18 protein-coding genes are annotated in these 17937 nt (G+C 71.0%); 14 read left to right on the forward strand and 4 right to left on the reverse strand.

Going from position 1 to position 17937, the window contains the following annotated elements:
- Positions 1-6: 6 nt before the first annotated feature.
- From OOB33_RS02165 to sctU, 4 genes are all read right to left on the reverse strand, one after another.
- A complete protein-coding gene (locus OOB33_RS02165; protein WP_271007466.1) occupies positions 7-651 on the reverse strand; it encodes a DUF6683 family protein in 645 nt (214 codons plus the stop codon).
- 246 nt (positions 652-897) lie between these two features.
- A complete protein-coding gene (locus OOB33_RS02170; protein ID WP_271007467.1) occupies positions 898-2181 on the reverse strand; it encodes a hypothetical protein in 1284 nt (427 codons plus the stop codon).
- 171 nt (positions 2182-2352) lie between these two features.
- Positions 2353-3045 carry a hypothetical protein gene (locus tag OOB33_RS02175; protein ID WP_271007468.1) on the reverse strand — a complete coding sequence of 231 codons (693 nt, stop codon included), beginning with the start codon at positions 3043-3045 and terminating at the stop codon, positions 2353-2355.
- A gap of 226 nt (positions 3046-3271) precedes the next feature.
- The gene (sctU, locus tag OOB33_RS02180) at positions 3272-4579 is read right to left on the reverse strand and encodes a type III secretion system export apparatus subunit SctU (RefSeq protein ID WP_271007469.1); all 1308 of its coding nucleotides are present in this window, start codon (positions 4577-4579) and stop codon (positions 3272-3274) included.
- 272 nt (positions 4580-4851) lie between these two features.
- Between sctU and OOB33_RS02185 the strand changes: the two genes are divergently transcribed.
- Genes OOB33_RS02185 through OOB33_RS02250 form a run of 14 tightly spaced genes read left to right on the forward strand, consistent with a single transcriptional unit; the run spans position 4852 to position 17934 of the window.
- Positions 4852-5754: a lytic transglycosylase domain-containing protein gene (locus OOB33_RS02185; RefSeq protein ID WP_271007470.1), complete on the forward strand. Its 903-nt coding sequence runs from the start codon at positions 4852-4854 to the stop codon at positions 5752-5754.
- The gene (locus OOB33_RS02190; protein ID WP_271007471.1) at positions 5751-7781 is read left to right on the forward strand and encodes an FHIPEP family type III secretion protein; all 2031 of its coding nucleotides are present in this window, start codon (positions 5751-5753) and stop codon (positions 7779-7781) included. The genes OOB33_RS02185 and OOB33_RS02190 overlap by 4 nt, the downstream gene beginning before the upstream one ends.
- 15 nt (positions 7782-7796) lie before the next feature.
- Positions 7797-9641 carry a type III secretion system outer membrane ring subunit SctC gene (sctC, locus tag OOB33_RS02195; protein WP_271007472.1) on the forward strand — a complete coding sequence of 615 codons (1845 nt, stop codon included), beginning with the start codon at positions 7797-7799 and terminating at the stop codon, positions 9639-9641.
- Complete coding sequence (locus OOB33_RS02200; RefSeq protein ID WP_271007473.1) at positions 9638-10912, forward strand: SctD/MshK family protein; 1275 nt, start codon at positions 9638-9640, stop codon at positions 10910-10912. Before sctC ends, OOB33_RS02200 begins: the two co-directional genes overlap by 4 nt.
- A 51-nt stretch (positions 10913-10963) precedes the next feature.
- Positions 10964-11260 carry a hypothetical protein gene (locus OOB33_RS02205; RefSeq protein ID WP_207795981.1) on the forward strand — a complete coding sequence of 99 codons (297 nt, stop codon included), beginning with the start codon at positions 10964-10966 and terminating at the stop codon, positions 11258-11260.
- The gene (locus tag OOB33_RS02210) at positions 11257-11709 is read left to right on the forward strand and encodes a hypothetical protein (RefSeq protein WP_271007474.1); all 453 of its coding nucleotides are present in this window, start codon (positions 11257-11259) and stop codon (positions 11707-11709) included. Before OOB33_RS02205 ends, OOB33_RS02210 begins: the two co-directional genes overlap by 4 nt.
- Positions 11710-11718: 9 nt before the next feature.
- On the forward strand, positions 11719-12507 hold the full coding sequence (sctJ, locus tag OOB33_RS02215) for a type III secretion system inner membrane ring lipoprotein SctJ (protein ID WP_271007475.1): 789 nt from the start codon (positions 11719-11721) through the stop codon (positions 12505-12507).
- Entirely contained in the window at positions 12500-13096 is a 597-nt protein-coding gene (locus OOB33_RS02220) for a hypothetical protein (RefSeq protein WP_271007476.1), read from the forward strand. Before sctJ ends, OOB33_RS02220 begins: the two co-directional genes overlap by 8 nt.
- Positions 13093-13740 carry a FliH/SctL family protein gene (locus OOB33_RS02225; protein WP_271007477.1) on the forward strand — a complete coding sequence of 216 codons (648 nt, stop codon included), beginning with the start codon at positions 13093-13095 and terminating at the stop codon, positions 13738-13740. The genes OOB33_RS02220 and OOB33_RS02225 overlap by 4 nt, the downstream gene beginning before the upstream one ends.
- Positions 13740-15083 (forward strand): FliI/YscN family ATPase, encoded by a 1344-nt coding sequence (locus tag OOB33_RS02230; RefSeq protein ID WP_271007478.1) that lies wholly within the window; start codon positions 13740-13742, stop codon positions 15081-15083. Before OOB33_RS02225 ends, OOB33_RS02230 begins: the two co-directional genes overlap by 1 nt.
- Positions 15080-15595: a hypothetical protein gene (locus OOB33_RS02235; protein ID WP_271007479.1), complete on the forward strand. Its 516-nt coding sequence runs from the start codon at positions 15080-15082 to the stop codon at positions 15593-15595. The genes OOB33_RS02230 and OOB33_RS02235 overlap by 4 nt, the downstream gene beginning before the upstream one ends.
- Positions 15586-16323, forward strand: coding sequence for a hypothetical protein (locus OOB33_RS02240; protein ID WP_271007480.1), 738 nt, complete (start codon positions 15586-15588; stop codon positions 16321-16323). The genes OOB33_RS02235 and OOB33_RS02240 overlap by 10 nt, the downstream gene beginning before the upstream one ends.
- Positions 16310-16996, forward strand: coding sequence for a GNAT family N-acetyltransferase (locus OOB33_RS02245; protein WP_271007481.1), 687 nt, complete (start codon positions 16310-16312; stop codon positions 16994-16996). The genes OOB33_RS02240 and OOB33_RS02245 overlap by 14 nt, the downstream gene beginning before the upstream one ends.
- Positions 16993-17934 (forward strand): hypothetical protein, encoded by a 942-nt coding sequence (locus OOB33_RS02250; protein WP_271007482.1) that lies wholly within the window; start codon positions 16993-16995, stop codon positions 17932-17934. The genes OOB33_RS02245 and OOB33_RS02250 overlap by 4 nt, the downstream gene beginning before the upstream one ends.
- Positions 17935-17937 lie beyond the last annotated feature (3 nt).

The raw sequence follows: 17937 nt of genomic DNA on the forward strand, positions 1-17937 counted from the left end.
CAACAGTCACTGCCACACCAAACCGTTCGGCCCCAGGCTCAGGCGCTCGGGCTCGCGGCCCAGCACCCGCTGCAGATTGGCGCGGGCGGCATCGCGCAGATGCTGTTGCTGCGCCGCGGGTTGGGGGTTGGCCTTCTGGCTCAGCTGGGCCAGGGCCATGAAGGTGCCGACCATGGCGCATTGCTCGTAGAGGCCGCGCAGGGCTTGCGGCGTCTGGGCGCCCAGGCGGGTCACCATGTCCGGCTGAGCCGCCAGCTGCTCGGCCAGGGCCTGGGTGTGGGCATCGCTGACCTCGACGCCCCGCATCACCATGTAGTTGCCCACGATGAACGCCGCCATCGCACCGGCCACATCGTTGCGCGGCCAGCCCAGGCGCTGCTCGATCTGCACGAACACATCCTTGCTCTGCAGATAGGCCTTGCGCATGCGGTCCTGGTGGGCGGCCGGGAACACCTTGGACAACTGCTCGGCATTGCTGTGCCACTGCTCGGCGCCATCGGCCGCCAGGCGCAGGCCCGAGGAGATCGAGAAACCAGAGATGGGCGTGCGCGAATCCGCGCCCGCCTCGGCGGGCGCCACGGGATTCAAGACCTGGGCCTGGGCCTGCTGTGCCAGCAGCACCGGCAGCGCGAGGGCCAGGCGCCAAATCAAGGCGTGGGCTCGAAGCTGGAGACGAAGAGACCTGACTTGCCGAGACCTTGGACTGGCGAAAGGCTTCAAAAAACGCATGGACAACATGATGGGGCTTCCCTCTCGCGCTGGCGGGCTTGTTCAATTCGTGGGCGTCTGCATAGGTGCCGACACTCAGCGGTACGCTGCCTCGGCCGCAGCGCGGCTGGGCTCGGTATCCAGGCTCAAACCCTGGCTCCCGAGACGCAGCCGATTCAAGCGCAGGGATCAGAACCAGCTCAACAGGCCACAGCTGTACACCGCCTCGCGCCCGCCTCCCGTGCTGGCGGCACGCAAAGCCTTGTCGCTGTCACGAACGCCATCGATCAAAGTGGGCGTGGAGGCCGTGGCAGACACGGCATAGGCCAAGGGGCATCCGCTGACGCCCAGGCCGCCGCCGTAGCGGTCATCGCCCACCTGCGCGACAAAGCTCAGCCATTGACCGTCCGCCGACCAGGACAGGTCGAGCATGGACAGACGCACCGGATCATCGATCCGCTCCGGGCTGGCTTGAGCGACCACGCTCACAGCACCACCTAACACCGGCGCACGATAGAGCACCGGCACCTCACGGGTCTCACCCTTGCTGTTGCGCAGACCCGCCCATTTGACGACGGCCAGGGTCTTGCCGTCCGGGCTGACCGCCAGGTTCTCATTGCCGGCACGCGCCTCCGGCGGAAACTGGATGGCCACAGCGGCCGACTGATTCTGAACCGGGTCGTAGATCAAAACCTGGCCCTTCTCGAAGTACGCGAGGCGACCGTCCGGCAGCCAGTCAAACCCACCGCCACCATCCGCCTCTTGATAGGAGCCGGTCAACAGAATCTGGCCCTGACGATTGAAGACCAGCGCCCGCGTCTTGCGAGAGGAGTTGGTGGCAAATTCATAGGCCGCCAGGTACTTGCCATCGTGCGACATGCGCAGGCGCAAGAGCTTGGCCTTTTCGTCGGGGCTGGTCTGCGTCGCGAGCTTGAAACTGGCACCGAGTGTGAGCGCGGGCCAGTTGAAGATGTCCACAGTTTCGGCCCCGTCTTCACGGATCAGTTCCCGTGTGGGCCGACTGACCGCCCAGGCATCTGACACGCCGAGCGCCTGCGCCCGCGCGCTGCGCGGCAGGTCGATCTGTTGCCCCGTCGCCAGATCCAACACCTGCGCATCGACACGCGTGTCCGCCGGGTCACGCACCAGCAGGCCAAGCACACTGGGCGAAGCAGGATCGGGCGCAGGCGCAGGCGCGGGTGCGGGTGCGGGTGCGGGTGCGGGTGCGGGCGCGGGCGCGGGCGCGGGCGCGGGTGCAGGTGCAGGTGCAGGTGCAGGTGCGGGCGCGGGCGCGGGAGCTGGAGCTGGAGCTGGAGCAGGGGCAGGGGCCTCGCCGCCACCGCCGCCACCGCCGCCTCCACAGGCGCTCAGGGCCGCGAGCAGGGCGACGACCAGCAGCCGCGAACCCGGCTTGTTGGGCATCGAGGTGCCCGGCCTGGGCGCTGGGGCTGAACCGAAGGCTTGGACTTGCATGACAAAACTCCCTCACTCTGGATTGAAACGGAACCACAGCACACACATGAAACCGCGGCCACACGCGCACCACAAACACCAACGGCGAAGAGAGCCAAAGCTCCCTCCGCCGCAGGGCCCCCTCGCGGGCGCCCACACCCGGGGCCAGGAGCCCCGGGCTTGCTCGCAGACTTACTGCTTGCGAGCCATCGAAGACAGGGCTTCGCCCAGCGACTTGATCGCGGTCGAGAACACGCTGTTCAACATGCTGTATTCCTGACCGGTGGCCTGGAACTCGGTCATGGTCTTGTTGAACTCTTGAGCGTTCTTGCCGTCTTCTTCCTGCTTGACCTTGGGGTCGGTGGCCGTGGACTTGGCTTGCTGCAGATCGGTCATCTTGGCCGACAGCTCCACCAAGTGCTTGGCCTTGTCGCCCAGGGCTTGGCCCATGGCCTTGGCAATGGCTTGCAGCCAGCCACCGGCGCCGTCGGACTCTTCGCCACTGCCCTGGGCCTTGCGGTTGCCCAGCACGGACTGCACGAAGTCTTGCTGGAAGTCGGTCTTGAATTTGGCAATCGCGCCGCCGAACTGCTGCTGAGCCAGGCTCTGCACATCGGCCGGAACGGCGTTGTTGCGCAGGCCGCCGAGGACGTTGTCGGCACGGTCCTTGATCAGGTCGCCCAGGAACTTGGGCATGCCGTGCTGCTGTTGCAGCTGGTTGATGCCGTCCTTGATGGCATCGCCGATGGCCGACTGGACCAGGTTGCCCACGGCTTGGCCGATCATGGCGCCCAGCGGGCCGCCAAACGCACCACCGATGACGCTGCCGATGCTGCTCAGCAGACCACCACCGCCACCCACCACGCTGTTCAAAGCTCCAGACATTGCAATTCTCCTGAGGGGGCCTTGGCCGGTCGTTTGCTTAAGAAGACCTGGTGGCAAGGCCGGGTTTGAAAACAAAGGTTCACTTCCTGTCGGAAGCGAGCTGCTTGAGGGCCGCTGCCTTGAGTCCGTGGATCACGGGTTGGTGATTCGCGGGCTTGGCTTGCAGTGCCGACGGAATGAATTTCACGCCTTTCAACTCACTTTCGTAAGTCAGGACCATCGGCAGTCAGGAACGGCCCCAACTAGGGTTGTCCGCATTCGAAGCAGCGGCAGCAGGCTCGGGTCGATAACGGCCACGCAGTGCGGCATAGGGCGTCAGGTCTTCACCGGGGACCGGGCTGCGCCTCGCGGTGGAGTCGGCCTCGGCGCCCGGCCCGGTCTGAGCGCCTGCGGCCGGCTCCGAAGCCCGCACCAGGTCCTCACGCACCTCGGCGGCCCAGAGGATGACCTCGGCGATGATGTCGAACAGATCGGGCGGGATGGCTTCGCCCACTTCGGCGCGGGCCAGCAGATCGCGGGCCAGGGGCACATTGCGCACGATGGGCACCCCCGCCTGCTCGGCCGCGGCGCGCATGCCCGCCGCCACATCGCCCTCGCCCTTGGCGCTGATCAGGGGCACGGGGCAGCGCTCGCGCTCGTAGTCGATGGCGATGGCCACATGGGTGGGGTTGACGATCAGCGCATTGGCCGTGCGGGCGGCCTGGTTCGAGTTCTGCTGCGCCCACTCGGCATGGGCCTGGCGCCGCTGGGCCTTGATCATGGGATCGCCCTCGTTGTCCTTGTACTCCTGCTTGATGTCGCGCAGGCTCATGCGCATCTTCTTGGTGAAGGAGTGGCGCTGCCACAGCAGGTCCAGCAAGGCCACGATCAAGAAGGCGCACAAGGCCCAGGCACACAGCCGCCAGCTGGCATCCCAGAGCAGGGCCGCCAGGGGCCGCAGGTCTTCGCCGCCCTGGCGTGCCAGGCCCAGCCACTGCGGCAGGCGTGAGCGCAGCAGCAGCCAGGCGAGAAACAGCAGCAGGCTGGCCTTGATGATGTTCTTGAGCAGTTCGATCAGGCTGTCCATCGAGAACATGCGCTTGATGCCGGCCGCCGGGTTCAGGTGTTCCATCTTGGGCGTGACCTTGTCCATGGCCCAGATCGCGCCCACCTGCAGAAACTCGCTGAGCAGGCCCACCGCCACCACGGGCAGCAGCAGGAGCAGGCAGATCCAGAGCAGGCTCTCCAGCGCCGCCCCGCCCAGGGAGCGCGCCACCAGGATGAAGCCACCGGCATCCCAGCCCTGAGCGAGGGCATGGAAGAGCTGCTCGCTGAGCGCCTGCAGGCGCTGGGCTGCAGGGCGCAAGAGCGCGGCAAACAAACCCAGCCACACGAGCAGGGTCAGCGTCGTGCCCAGGTCGCGGCTCTTGGGCACATCGCCCTTCTTGCGCGCGTCCTGCAATCGCTTGGGTGTGGGCTTCTCGGTCTTGTCGCCGCCGCTCTCGGCCATCTCATGCTTTCTGTGCGCTTGCCAGGGGCTGTTGTCGCTGCTCAAGCGAGGCAGAGCCAGGACCGACCCCGCGCAGAAGCGCGTGAACAAACGCACACTTTGAAGCAGGGCCGACAGGCTGCCGATGACAGATCCGTATCTTTTGTAAGCAACTATGTCCTAGGGGGGATGTACAGCTAACCCGCTATTTACACACCTGAAGGCGAAGTCTCGACCCATCCGCTGACGCTCACACTTGATTACAAACTCCGCTTCCGGGTCTTGAAGCCAGCACATCGCGCCGGGATAGTGCGAGGCATTCAGGGAGTGGTCAAAAAATGCAGTACCCACAAGACAGCGGTCACCCGGTGGACCGCGCGCATGGTCGCCTGGCCATGCCGGAAATGCCTTCAGCCTCCAGCGCACGACGCTGCGGTCTGCAGCCATTGCGAGCCCTGCTCGCTGTGTGTCTGGGTGTCACCCCACTGACCCTCCAAGCCATGAGCTGCAGCTTGCCTTCGACGGCCGATGCCATCGCCGCGCCCAGCCCCCGCCAGTTCCACGCCGGCAGCAAATTCCGCCTGATCGAACAAAGCTGTACCGAACTGGCACAGACCGAGCCCACGCCCGCATCGGCCGCTGCGGCCAGCCGTTCAGCCCAGCTGGACCTGTATGAGGGCGGCCCGGTCTCCGGCATCTTGCAGCTGGGTTCCTTGCAGACGAACACCCAGTCCCAGTCCGAGGCCCCCGTCGCCGCGACCACGCACCTCAGCCGCCGCGCGCCCATCACCACCAGGAACGGTCAGTCCGGCCAGACACAGCGCATCGTCGGCGTGGCCGGCACCTTGAGCGCCGCCGCCGAGCGGCATGACATCGACCCCCTGCTGCTGCATGCCATTGCGCATGTCGAATCGCGCCACAACCCTCAGGCGATCTCACCGGCCGGCGCACGCGGCCTGATGCAGGTGATGCCGGCCACGGCCAAGCGTTTCGGCCTGAAAGACCCGGTGCGCGAGTTGATGCAGGCACCGCTGAATGTCGAGGCCAGCGCCGCCTATCTGAAAACCCTGCAGGCTCGTTTTGGCAATGACCTGCGCCTGGTGCTGGCGGCCTACAACGCTGGCGAAGGCGCGGTGGAGCGCCATGGCCGCAGGGTGCCGCCCTATGCCGAGACACAGGCTTATGTGCAGCAGGTGCTGGGCGCCTACCAGGGCCTGCGGGACTGGGCGGCCGCGCCATGAGCGCCCTGCACGCCTACCTGCGCCAGGGCGCTGGCGCCGCGGCCCTGGGCGAAGACAGCCTGCTGGCGCGCTACGTCGACCTGCTGCTGGTGGCGGGCGTGATCGCCATCATCGCCCTGATGGTGCTGCCCCTGCCGCTGTGGCTGCTCGATCTGCTGGTGGCCGCCAATATCGCCATGGGCGTGGTGCTGCTGCTGGTGGCCATCTACATCAGCAGCCCGCTGGAGTTTGCGGTCTTTCCCAGCGTGCTGCTGATCACCACCTTGTTCCGGCTCTCGCTGTCCATTGCCACCACGCGCCAGATCCTGCTGCACGCCAACGGCGGCCACATCATCGACACCTTCGGCAAGCTGGTGGCCGGCGGCAATCTGGTGGTGGGCCTGGTGGTGTTCCTGATCATCACCGTGGTGCAGTTCATCGTCATCGCCAAGGGCGCCGAGCGGGTGGCCGAAGTGGCGGCGCGTTTCTCGCTGGACGCCATGCCCGGTAAGCAGATGTCCATCGACTCCGACCTGCGCTCGGGCCTGATCGACAAGGACGAGGCCAAGCGCAAGCGCCGCACGCTGGAGATGGAATCCAAGCTGCACGGCAGCCTCGACGGCGCCATGAAGTTCGTCAAGGGCGATGCCATCGCCGGCATCATCATCATCGCCATCAACTTGCTGGGCGGGCTCTCGGTGGGCGTGCTGCAGCAGGACATGAGCCTGAGCCAGGCCATGCACAGCTACTCCATCCTGTCCATCGGCGAGGGCATGGTGGCGCAGATCCCGGCCCTGCTGGGCGCCATGGCCGCCGGCCTGATCGTCACCCGCACCGCCGACGAAGACGAGCGCCACCTGGGCGATGCCATCCGCCGCCAGCTCAGCGCCAAGCCGCGCGTGCTGGTGGTGGCGGCCGGGGTGTGCATGCTGTTCGCCACCGTGCCGGGCTTTCCGGCCGCCGTGTTTGTGCTGCTGGGCGCGGTGCTGATGGCCGCCGGCCTGCTGCTGATGCCCGAATGGGCGGCCCGCTGGCAGCGCGCCAGCGGCCGCGCCCTGCCGCAGCTGCAGGCCGCCCGGGCCCAGGCGGCCAAGCCGGTGGCGGCCGCGCCGCAAGCCCAGCTGCCGCCGGCCCTGCCCCTGCTGCTGCTGTTGCCGCCGGCAGCCTTGCAGGGCGAGGCCGGCCAGCGCCTGGCCCAGGAGCTGGGCGAGATGACCGAGCAGTTCCAGCTGGCCGCCGGCCTGCAGCTGCCACGCATCGCCCTGCATGGCCGCACGCCCCGCATCGCAAGCGCCGATGCGAACGGGCAAGCGAACGCCAGCCAGGCCGAGCCCGGCTGGCAGCTGCTGGCCTACGAGGTGCCCATCGCCCAAGGCCCGCTGCAGGAAGGCATGGACCGCCAGGCCCTGCTGGCCCAGCTGCAGCAGGTGCTGCGCCGCCATGCCCAGCTCTTCCTGGGCATCCAGGAGACCACGGCCTTGCTGACCCGCGCCTCCACCGAGCTGCCCGATGTGGTCAAGGAGGTGCTGCGCAGCCTGCCCATCCAGCGCGTGGCCGAGGTGCTGCGCCGGCTGGTGGCCGAGGAGGTGTCGATCCGCAATCTGCGCGATGTGCTGGAGTCGCTGGCCGAAACCGGTCAGCGTGAAAAAGACGTGCAGACCTTGACCGAGTTCGCCCGCATTGCACTCAAGCGCCAGACCAGCCACCGCCTGGCGCCCGATGGCCGCCTGCCCTGCCTGATGCTGAGCCCCGCGCTGGAGGACCTGCTGCGCCAGGCCATCCGCGTCAACGGCGGCGTGGCCCAGCTGGCCCTGGACCCGCAGCTGGCCCAGCAGATCAGCGCCGCGCTGCAGGCCAGCCTGGCGCGCAGCGGCGCCCGCGCCATCGTCACCGCCGTCGATGTGCGCTGGCATGTGCGCCGGCTGATCGAGGCCGAGTGCTTCGACCACCCGGTGCTGTCCTTCCATGAATTGAGCCCCAGCCTGCAGCTCGATGTGGCCGAGCGGGTGGACCTGCCCCAGGCGCCGCTGCTGCAAGAGGCGGCCTGAGCGATGAAGCCCTCCATGTTCCCCTGTGCCCTGCCCCCTCTTTGCCCATTGCCTGCGGCCGGTCGCGCCCTGCTGCTGAGCCTGGTCCTGCTGGCCAGCCCGGCCCAGGCCGTGCCCTGGCCGGTGGGCGAGCGCCCGGTCACCCTCTCGGCCCGCGAGCAGGGCCTGGACGCCTTTCTCGAAGACCTGTTCGCCCAGGTGGAAGCGCCGGTGGCGCTGAGCCCCGGCGTGCGCGGCCAGGTCAACGGCCGCTTCAGCCAGATGCCGGCGCAGCAGCTGCTGCGCGAGATCGCGCGCGCCTACAAGCTGCTGGTCTTCCACGACGGCAACACCACCCACATCGCCAGCGCCCGCGAGGCCCAGCAGCGCAGCTTCAGCCTCAACGCCCTGGCCGCGCAGAAGCTGCTGCGCAGCGCCGAGGAGCTGCAGCTCGTCGACGCCCAGAACAGCCTGCGCCGCAGCGCCGATGGCGCCATCCAGGCGCGCGGCCATGCCGCTTTCATCGAGATGGTGGCCGAGCTGGCGCGCGCCCTGGACCCGGCCCAGGCCCCTGCCAAGCCCAGCGTCGGGCGCGAGGACTTCCGCGTCTACTACCTGCGCTACGCCTGGGCCCAGGATGTGAACATGGCCATGGCCGGCCGCAGCCTGACCGTGCCCGGCGTGGCCAGCATCCTGCGTGCCCTGGTCGGCGCGGCGCCCAGCGGCGTCAGCCACAGCAGCAACACCAGCCGCGAGCGTCCCAGCAACCAGGCCGGCCTGCGCGGTCAGGGCCTGGCAGCCCAAGGCCTGCAAGCCGGCAGCGGCACCCTGGGCCTGCCTCCCGCAGGCGCTGCCAACGCCGCAGCCAAGGACCGCGATGCCGATGCACTGAAGACCGCCCTGGCACCGCGCAGTGTGGCGGCCGAGCCCAGTGCGGAAAGCGCCGGCCCCGGCCCGGGCCCGCGCATCGAGGCCGACCCGCGCCTGAACGCCATCATCGTGCGCGACCAGCCCGAGAAGCTGGAGCGTTATGCCGCCCTGATCCAGGCCCTCGATGTGGAGCCGCAGGCGCTGGAGATCGAGGCCACCGTCATCGACATCAACACCGACCGCCTGCGCGAGCTGGGCATCAACTGGCGCTGGTCGGGTGGCGGCGGCAGCGAGCTGCTGTTCGGCCGCGGCACGGCCAGCGATCTGGTCCTGCGCGGCGACCGTGATGTCACGCCCAGCGGCCGCGGCGGCTTTGTCTCGGCCGTGCTGGGCAACCGCAACCAGTTCGTCGCCCGCATCAATGCCCTGCAGGGCAGTGGCGCGGCCAAGGTGGTGTCCAGCCCGCAGGTGCTGACCCTGTCCAATGTCGAGGCGGTGTTCGACCACAGCTCCACCTTTTACGTGCGGGTGGCCGGGCGCGAACAGGTGGACCTGTTCAACATCACGGCCGGCACCTCGCTGCGCGTGATGCCGCATGTCTTCGTGGACAAGGAGCGCACCCGCATCAAGCTGCTGGTGCAGGTGGAGGACGGCAACGTCACGCCCAACCAGGTGGACCAGATCCCCGTGGTCGAGCGCGCCACCATCCAGACCCAGGCCCTGATCGGTGAGGGCGAGAGCCTGCTGATCGGCGGCATGGTGCGCGACAGCAGCTCCAGCGGCCAGGACAAGGTGCCGGTGCTGGGCGATCTGCCCCTGCTGGGCTCGCTGTTCCGCAGCCAGAGCGAGAAGGGCTCGCGGGTCGAGCGCATGTTCCTGATCACGCCGCGCCTGGCCTCGGCCGGCCGCCTGGCGGCCGCAGAGAGCGCACTGGGCCGGGCCGCCGAGCCCAGCCCGGCGCCGGCCGCCAGCGACAGCACCCTGCCCCCCGCCGGAGGCAGCCAGCCATGAGCCGCCCCGCGCAGCCCCACGCCCAGGAACCCAGCTTCGCCGCCCTGCCGGCGCTGGAGCTGCGCGTGCTCAGCGGCACGCAAGCGGGCGCGCGGGCCGATCTGCGGCCGGGCCGGGCCCTGAGTCTGGCGGCCGGCCCGGCCCTGCACTGGCCCGAGGCCGAATCGGCCGATCTGCTGCTGCAGGCGCGCGAGCCCGCCCTGCTGCGCCTGCAGCTCGAAGGCCCGCTGTGCCGCGCCGAGCTGCTGCAAGGTCAGGCCCTGCTCGGTGAACAGCGTTTGCAGGCCGGCGAGGCCTTCGACTGGCCGGCCCACTGCGCCCTGCAGCTGGGGCCGGATCTGGTGCTGGCTTTTGGCGAGCGCACGGCCGCCATCTGGTCGCTGCACCCGGTCAGCACCCGGGCCGCCTCGACGGACGAGCCCCTGGCCGTGGCGGAGCTAAGTGGCGATACCGGCCACGGAGCAGGCCACACAGCGGCCCCCGCAGGCCCGACGCGTCGCCACGAGCTCTGGCTGGCCGCGGCCGGCGCCGGCCTGGCCCTGGCCGGCCTGGCCTGGGCCTGGCAGGGGCGGCCCGCCGCGCCCGCGCCGGTGCGCGACCCCATGCCCGCCTTGCAAGCCCTGATCAGCCAGCTGCAGCGTGAGCCCGAGTTCGCGGCCCTGCAGCTGAGCCGCGATGCCCAGGGCCAGCCGGTGTTGAGCGGCCGTGTGGCCGGCCAGAGCCAGCAGGCGCAGCTGCAACAGCGCCTGCTGGCTCTGGGCCTGCGGCCGCCCCTGCCCTCGATGCAGGCGCTGCAGGTCGACAGCCAGCTGGCCGCGGCCGTGGAGGAACTGCTGCAGATGCAAGGCTTCCAAGCGCGTGCAAACGTTTTCGGCCTCGGCCAGGTGCGGTTGGAGCCGGCTGCGCCCGCGGCCTCCGGCGCCCAGCCCGGCCCCTCTCCCGAGGCCTGGCAGCAGGCCCTGGCCCAGCTGCGCAGCGCCCTGCCCCAGCTGCGCAGCCTGGAGCTGAACGCGCCACCCGCCCCGGTGCGGGCAGACGCCAGCGCCCAAGCCGCCAGCGACAGCCGCCTGCCCACCCTGCCCTCGGCCGGCGCTGAGCCGGGCAAGCGCATCGTCGCCCTGGTCAGCCAGGGCCTGCCGCATCTGATCACCGCCGATGGTGCGCGTTACTTCGTCGGCGCCGTCCTGCCCAGCGGCCACCGCCTGGTGGCTGTGCAGCCCCAGGCCTTGTTGCTGGAGCGCGAAGGCCGCACCAGCCGCATCGACTTCTGAACCGCCTTCACCCCCACCCCAGAACCACAGCCCTTCACGAGGACCACGATCATGAGCAACAACATCCAACGCAGCAGCATCAACAACACCTCTTCCATCGCCGGCGGCAGCAGCAGCGGCAACGGCAGCTGGTTCGAAGCCATGGCCGACGCCTGGGGCAAGGTGCTGGACGCCAAGGCCGACGCCATCAGCACCAAGTCCGCCGCCATGGACCAGGGCCAGGACAAGCCGGCCGATGTGACCCAGCTGACCGCCATGTCCATGGAGATGGGCTACCTCAGCAATGCCTCGCACACCGCCCTGGCGGCCGTGGGCTCGGCGCTGGAAACCATGGCGCGCAAGCAATGAGCAGCCTGGCCATCGCCTCCTCGTCCGCGGCACTGGCAGCGCCGCTGGGCGCCGGCCCCACCCTGGGGCTGGGCGCACCCAACCCGGGCCAGTCTGCGGGCCTGTCCGCCGGCTATGGCTTGTCGCTGGCCGACCTGGGCGGCTTCGAGCAGGCGCTGCAGCGCGCCCAGCTGAAGAGCCAAGGCTCGGCCCTGGGCCCCGAGCCGGTGTCCGCCCCGTCCACGGCCGTGGCCCAGGTCTTCAAGCCCTTCGACCACATCAACAGCGAAGCCAGCAGCCTGGCCCAGATGGCCGAAGCCGCGCGCCAGGCCGGCGCCGACCTGAGCCCGGGCGAAGTTGTGCAGCTGACCCTGCGCTGCCAGGAGTTCATGTTCCATTGCCAGCTGACCTCGAACATTGCCAACCGCAGTTCGGACGGGCTGCAGCAGCTGTTCCGCCAACAAGGCTAGGAGCCCGATATGCGACGCCCTCTGAGCGCTTTGCTGATCTGCCTGCCCGCCCTGCTGCCCCTGGCCGGCTGCCAGGAGCAGACCCTGTACGCCGACCTGAGCGAACGCCAGGCCAACGAGGTGGTGGCCGCCTTGCGCGAGGCCGGCATCGAGGCGCAGAAGCTGCGCGAAGAAAAAGCCTACGCCGTGCAGGTGCAGGCGGCGGACTTTCCGCCCGCCGTGCGCCTGCTGCGCGCCCAGGGCCTGCCGCGCGAGAGCTTCGACAACCTGGGCCAGGTCTTCAAGCGCGAGGGCTTTGTCTCCACGCCGCTGGAGGAACGCGCCCGCCTGCTCTATGCCCTCTCGCAAGAGCTCTCGCACACGGTGGCCAGCATCGACGGCGTGGTGGCGGCGCGCGTGCACCTGGTCGTGCCCGAGAAGCATCCGCTGATTGACAAGCCCCAACCCTCGGCCGCTTCCATCTTCATCAAGCACCGGCCCGATGCCGACCTGGCCCTGCTGGCGCCCAAGATCCGCGCCCTGGTGGTGAACAGCGTGGAGGGCCTGCCGGCCGAGAAGGTGACGGTGGCCCTCTTTCCCGCGAGCCCGGCCAGCCCGGCCCAGCGGGGCCCGGCCGCCGAGGCGCCGGTGGCCACGCAGGCCTCGGCCCTCTGGCCCCTGAGCCTGGGCCTGGCCGGCCTGAGCCTGGTCGGCGTTGCCTGGCTGCTGCGCCAGCGTCGCAGTGCGGCCACCCGCCAGGAGCCCGGCGCCGAGCTGGCCCTGCCCACCAGCGCCCCCGGAGGCACGCCCCATGCGTGATCACCACCCCCATCTGCAGGACCGCCGCCGGCTGCGCGAGCACCAGGCCGCACTGGCCCGCCTGGCCCTGCGCCTGATGCGCAGCGCCCCGCGCGCCACGCCCCAGCTCAGCTGGCAGGCGCTGGAGACCGCCCCGGAATGGCTGGCCCGCCCCGAACCCGAGCTGCGCCAGCTGCAGATGCAGGTGGGCGCGGTGTTCTGCGCCCCGGCTCTGCGGCGCTGGATCTGCCGCACGCGCGTGCAGGCCCTGCTGCAAGCCCTGGGCCCGAGCTTTGTGCAAGCCCTGCTGCAAGAGCCCGACCGGGCGCGCGATGCCAGCTTGCCGGCCGAGCTGCCCGACTGGCCGCTGAGCGAGCCCAGCCCCCAAGACCCGGCGGCCGTGGCCGAGCTGCTGCGCAGCTGTGGCGCCGCCGTGCTGATCGGCACCCTGCCGCACGGCGCCCTGCGCCATGCCGCCAGCCAGGCCCTGGCGCCGCTGGCCGAGCTGATGATGCCGGCCGCCCATGCCCAGGCCCTGCTGCAGCGCGCGCAGGCGCTGGCGCAAGGCCTGACCCTCTCGATTCCGGACAGCCCGGGAGACTCGCGATGAGCTATCTGCTGTGGCATGAGCACGCCCCCTCGCTGGCCAGCCCGCGCCGCCTGTTCGCGGCTCATGAGCTGCCCGAGTTCGAAAGCCTGCAAGCCCTGCGCGAGCGCCTGCTGGAGCTGGCCCGCGAACAAGAGCTGCGCTGCCAGCAAGCCCATGCCGATGCCCAGGCCCTGGGCCTGGCCCAAGGCCTGCAACAGGGCCGCCAGGCCGCCCTGGCCGCCGTGCAGCAGGAATGGGCCGCGGCCCTGCAAGCCTGGGAGCGCAGCCAGCAACAGGCCCTGCACAGCCGCCGCGAGGACGCGGCCTTGCTGGCCCTGCAGGTGGCGCGCAAGCTGATCGGCCAGCTGCCCGAGGCAGAGCAACTGGCCCGCCTGGCGCAGGAAGCCGCACGCAGCCTGCTGCCCGAGGCGGCGCCGGTGCTGCTGCGCGTGCACCCCGCGCATGAACAGGGCTTGCGCGAGCTGCTGGCGCCCAGCCTGGCGTCTGGCCAGATGCAGCTGCTGGCCGACGCCGCCCTGCCGCGCGAGGCCTGCCGCCTGAGCTCGGCCCTTGGCGAAGCCGATGCCGCCCTGGCCACCCAGCTGGCCCGCATCGCCGCCAGCTGGGGCCTGGGCGTGGCGGTGGACATCGAGGTACAGCCCTGATGGACACAGCCACCCTGCCCGCAGCCGAGGCCCGCCCCACCGCGCAGCTGCTGCACCAGCTCCAGCATACCCAGGCCGTGGCCGAGCAGGGCCGGGTGGTGCAAGCCCTGGGCACCTTGCTGCGCGTGCGTGGCCTGCGTGCGCGCATCGGCCAGAGCTGCCGCGTCTTCGACCCGGCCCGGCCCGAGCATCCAGCGCTGTGCGCCGAGGTGGTCGCTTACCTGGACGGTGAACTGCTGCTGGCGCCTTTTGGCTCGCTGCAAGGCCTGCCGGTCGGCGCCCTGGTGCAGGTGGCGGCCGAGCAGGCCAGCCTGCCCTGCGGTGCCGGCCTGCTGGGCCGGGTGCTGGACAGCCTGGGCGAGCCCATGGACGGCCGCCCCCTGCCGGCCGGGCTGGCGCGCGTGCCCCTGATGCGCCCGGCGCCCCACCCGCTGACCCGGCGCATGGTGGCCCAGCCCTTCTGCACCGGCGTGCGCGCCATCGACGCCCTGCTGACCGTGGGCGAGGGCCAGCGCGTCGGCGTGTTCGCCATGGCCGGCGGCGGCAAGTCCACCCTGCTGGGCATGCTGGCCCGGCATGCGCGGGCCGATGTCAATGTGATCGCCCTGATCGGCGAGCGCGGCCGCGAGGTGCGCGAGTTCATCGAGGACGCGCTGGGCCCCGAGGGCCTGGCCCGCTCGGTGCTGGTGGTCTCCACCTCGGAGCGGCCGGCCCTGGAGCGCGCCCGCGCCGCCCTGGCCGCCACCGCCCTGGCCGAGGGCTTCCGGGCCCAGGGCCAGCGGGTGCTGCTGATGATGGACTCGGTCACACGCCACGCCCGCGCCTTGCGCGAGCTGGGCCTGTCGGCCGGCGAGCCGCCGGTGCGGCGCGGCTACCCGCCCTCGGTGTTTGCGGAGCTGCCCCAGCTCTTCGAGCGCGCCGGCAATGACGACCAAGGCTCCATCACCGCCTTCTACACCGTGCTGGCCGAGGACGAGGACGGCGAGGACCCGATCGCCGAGGAGGTGCGCTCCATCCTCGACGGCCATGTGCAGCTCTCGCGCAAGCTGGCGCAGCAGCAGCATTACCCGGCCATCGATGTGCTGGCCAGCGTCAGCCGCGTGTTCCAGCGCGTCACCACGCCCGAGCAGCAGGCGCAGGCCGCCCATCTGCGGCGCCTGCTGGCCCGCCATGCCGAGGTGGAGTTCCTGCTGCGCGTGGGCGAGTACCGGGCCGGCGGCGACCCACTGGCCGACGAGGCCATCGCCCGCCTGCCGCAGCTGCAGGCCCTGCTGCGCCAGCCGCCGCTGGAGGCCAGTCGCTGGGAGCAGACCCAGGCCGCCTTGCGCGAGGCCCTGGCATGAACCCGAGCGCCTCCCCGCACGGTCAGCTGCGCGAGCTGCGCCATCTGCAGCTGGAGCCCGCGTCTGCCCAGCAGCTGCTGCAGCTGCGCCAGCTGCGGCGGCGCCGCGCCGAAAGTGCCTGGGCCCAGGCCGCGCAAGCCCTGGCCGAGGCGCAGGAGGCCGTGCAGCAACGCCAGCGGCGGATCGAGCAGCGGCGCCGCGAACGCCAGCAACTGCAAGAGGACCTGGGCGGCCGCCTGGCGCCGCAGCTGCCGCGCTGGAGCGCTCAAGCCGGCGCCCGCCAGGCCCAGCTCGATGAATGGCTGGAACGTGAGGAATACGCCTTGCTGGACGACGAGCACGCGCTGGAGCGGGCGCAGGACACGCTGCGTGCGCGCCAGCAAGAGCTGGCCCGGCTGCAGGAGCGCGAGGACCTGGCCCAGGGCCTGTTGCAGGCCCAGCGCCAGCAGCGCCTGGCCGCTCAGGAGAAGCGCCGCGAACTGGCGCTGGAGGAACGCCGACCATGCGCCTGAGCCCCGCCTCATCCGAAACGCCGAAGGACACCGGCGCCCCGGAGCGTTCGTCCGGCACCGAGCCCGGGACCGCGCTCGACAGCCTGGCCCTGCGCTTTGAGCGCAGCCTGCGCCAGCGCCAGCAGCCGCCGCGAACGCCGCAGCGCGAGTCCGCGGCCCCGACACCTCGCAGCCACAAGCGCGCGGCAAGCGAGGAAGAAGCAGCCCGCCTGCCCGCCGAGGCCCTGGCCCAGCTTGCACTGCCGACTTGGTCACCCCCGGCCATGCCTCGCCCTATCCCAACAGATGCCCCGCCCGCCGCCAGCGAGGGCCCGGCGCCGCTGCGCCCGCCGGCGCCCGCCGAGCCGGCAAGACCTGGCCCCAGCGCCGCGCCTCTGCCCGAGCCGGCGCGTCCGATGCTGCCCGACGCGTCCAGCTCCGCGGAAGCGAAGCAGTGGCAGCTGGAGCTGAATCCGCAGCCCCTGCACAGCGGCTGGCTGCTGCAGGCCGAGCGCCAGGCCCTGGCCCCGGGCGGCGGCAGTGCCTGGACCCTGCAGCTGGCCGCGCCCGCGCTGGCCCACACGGCCGGGCAGGAGCAGCGCCTGCTGCTGCAACAGCAAGGCCAGGCGCTCAGCGAGCGCCTGCGTCGCAAAGGCCTGCAGCTGGAGGGCCTGAGCCTGCAGGGCCGCGCCCCGAGCCGGGCCGATGAAGACAACAGCGCCGAGGAGGACGCGCATGGACACGATTGAGGCCGACGCCCGCCCCATGCTCACGCCGCTCCTGTTGCCCAGCCCCTTGCCCAACCAACGGCCCGAACCCTGGCTGCGCGGCCCACGCCTGGCCCTGCGCGAGTTCTGGGGCGAGGACTTGATGGACCTGGTGGCCATGCACCAGGAGCCGCGCCTGCGCGCCTGGCTGCTGGACGATGCCGCCCTGGACCAGGGCCTGGTGGCCTGGCGCTTTCTGCACAACATCCAGGCCCTCTACCGCCAGCACGAGGGCCTGGGCATCTGGCATGCCTCGACGCCGCAGGCCGAGCCGGGGCTGACGCCGCGTTTCATCGGCTGGTTCAACCTCATGCCCCTGCCCGCCCGTGGGCCGGAGGCGGTGGAGCTGGGCAGCCGCCTGCTGCCCAGCGCCTGGGGCGGTGCCCTGGCGCTGGAAGGCGGCGAGCTGCTGCTGCGCCATGCCTTCGAGGGCCTGGGCCTGGCGCGCGTCTGGGCCACCTGCCACCCGGCCAACCGTTCGGCCCGGGCCTGTCTGGCTGCCCTGGGCTTTGCCGAGCAGGGGCTGGACGCGTACGAAGGCCAGACAGCCGTCTACGCCCAGCTGGAGCGCAGTGCCTGGCAGGACAGCCTCGCCCTGTCGCCACGTGCGCGCCGTGCCCGCGGCTTGCGCGCCCATCGCGAGGGGCGGGCATGAGTGGCGTCGAAGGACTCGCTGCGGTGAGCGGCCTGAGCCCTCTCGACCAGAACCTGCGCATGAGCGCGCTCTGGCGCAGCGCGCAGGAGGGTCTGGGCGCCAGCAGCCCGATCACCAGCACGGTCGGCGGCGCGGACGGCAAGAGCGCCGAGCCGGCCGAACAGGCCCAGCTGCCGCCCGAAGCCGCCGCGGCCCAAGCCGTGGCGCCCAGCCAGCCCCTGCGCCTGAGCAGCCTGCTGGCCGACCCGACCCAGCTGGCGCGCACACGCCCGACACCGGTGCAGGCCGAGCTTGAGGAGGAAGAGGAGGAGCAGGAACACCGCGCGGCGAAAGAACACAGAAGCCCGGCCCGCCCCGGCGCGGCCGAAGAGGCCGAGCCAGCCGACTGGCGCCCCCTGCTGCTGCGGCGCTGGCAGCAATCAAGCCTGCCCGAGGCGCGGCTGATCCTGCAGCGTGCGCGCGAGCAATGGGCGCTGGGCCGGCGTGTGCTGCTGGCCTGCCCGGCCGAGTCCCTGTCCACGCAAGGCTCTGAGCTCGGCGCCCTGGCCGGCTGGGCGGCCCTGCTGCATGGGCAGACTGGGCCCGCGGGCTTCAGCCTGAGCGGTCCGCGCTGGCGGGTGCAGATGCAGTGGCGCCATGCCGCAGCGGCTGGCCGCCCTGACGCGGGCCCGGCCACCTGCCTGATCGCCCATGCGGTGAAAGAAGCCCCCTCGCCCGGCCTGGCTTGGCAGCTGCGCCCCAGCCCCGAGCCCGGCCAGGCGCGCGCCCGCATCGCCCTGCAGCTGGGCCCGCTGTGCGAGGCCGGGCAGCGCTGGCAGGACCTGGGCCTGCGCCTGGATGCGGCGCGCGCCTTTCGCAGCGCCCTGGGCCCGCAGTGGAGCGTGTGGCTGCTGGCCAGCCCGGAGCCCTGGATGTGCGGCTCGACGGACTGGAATTGAACG

This window comes from Paucibacter sp. B51, from assembly GCF_027863535.1.
Lineage (GTDB): Bacteria > Pseudomonadota > Gammaproteobacteria > Burkholderiales > Burkholderiaceae_C > Paucibacter_A > Paucibacter_A aquatilis.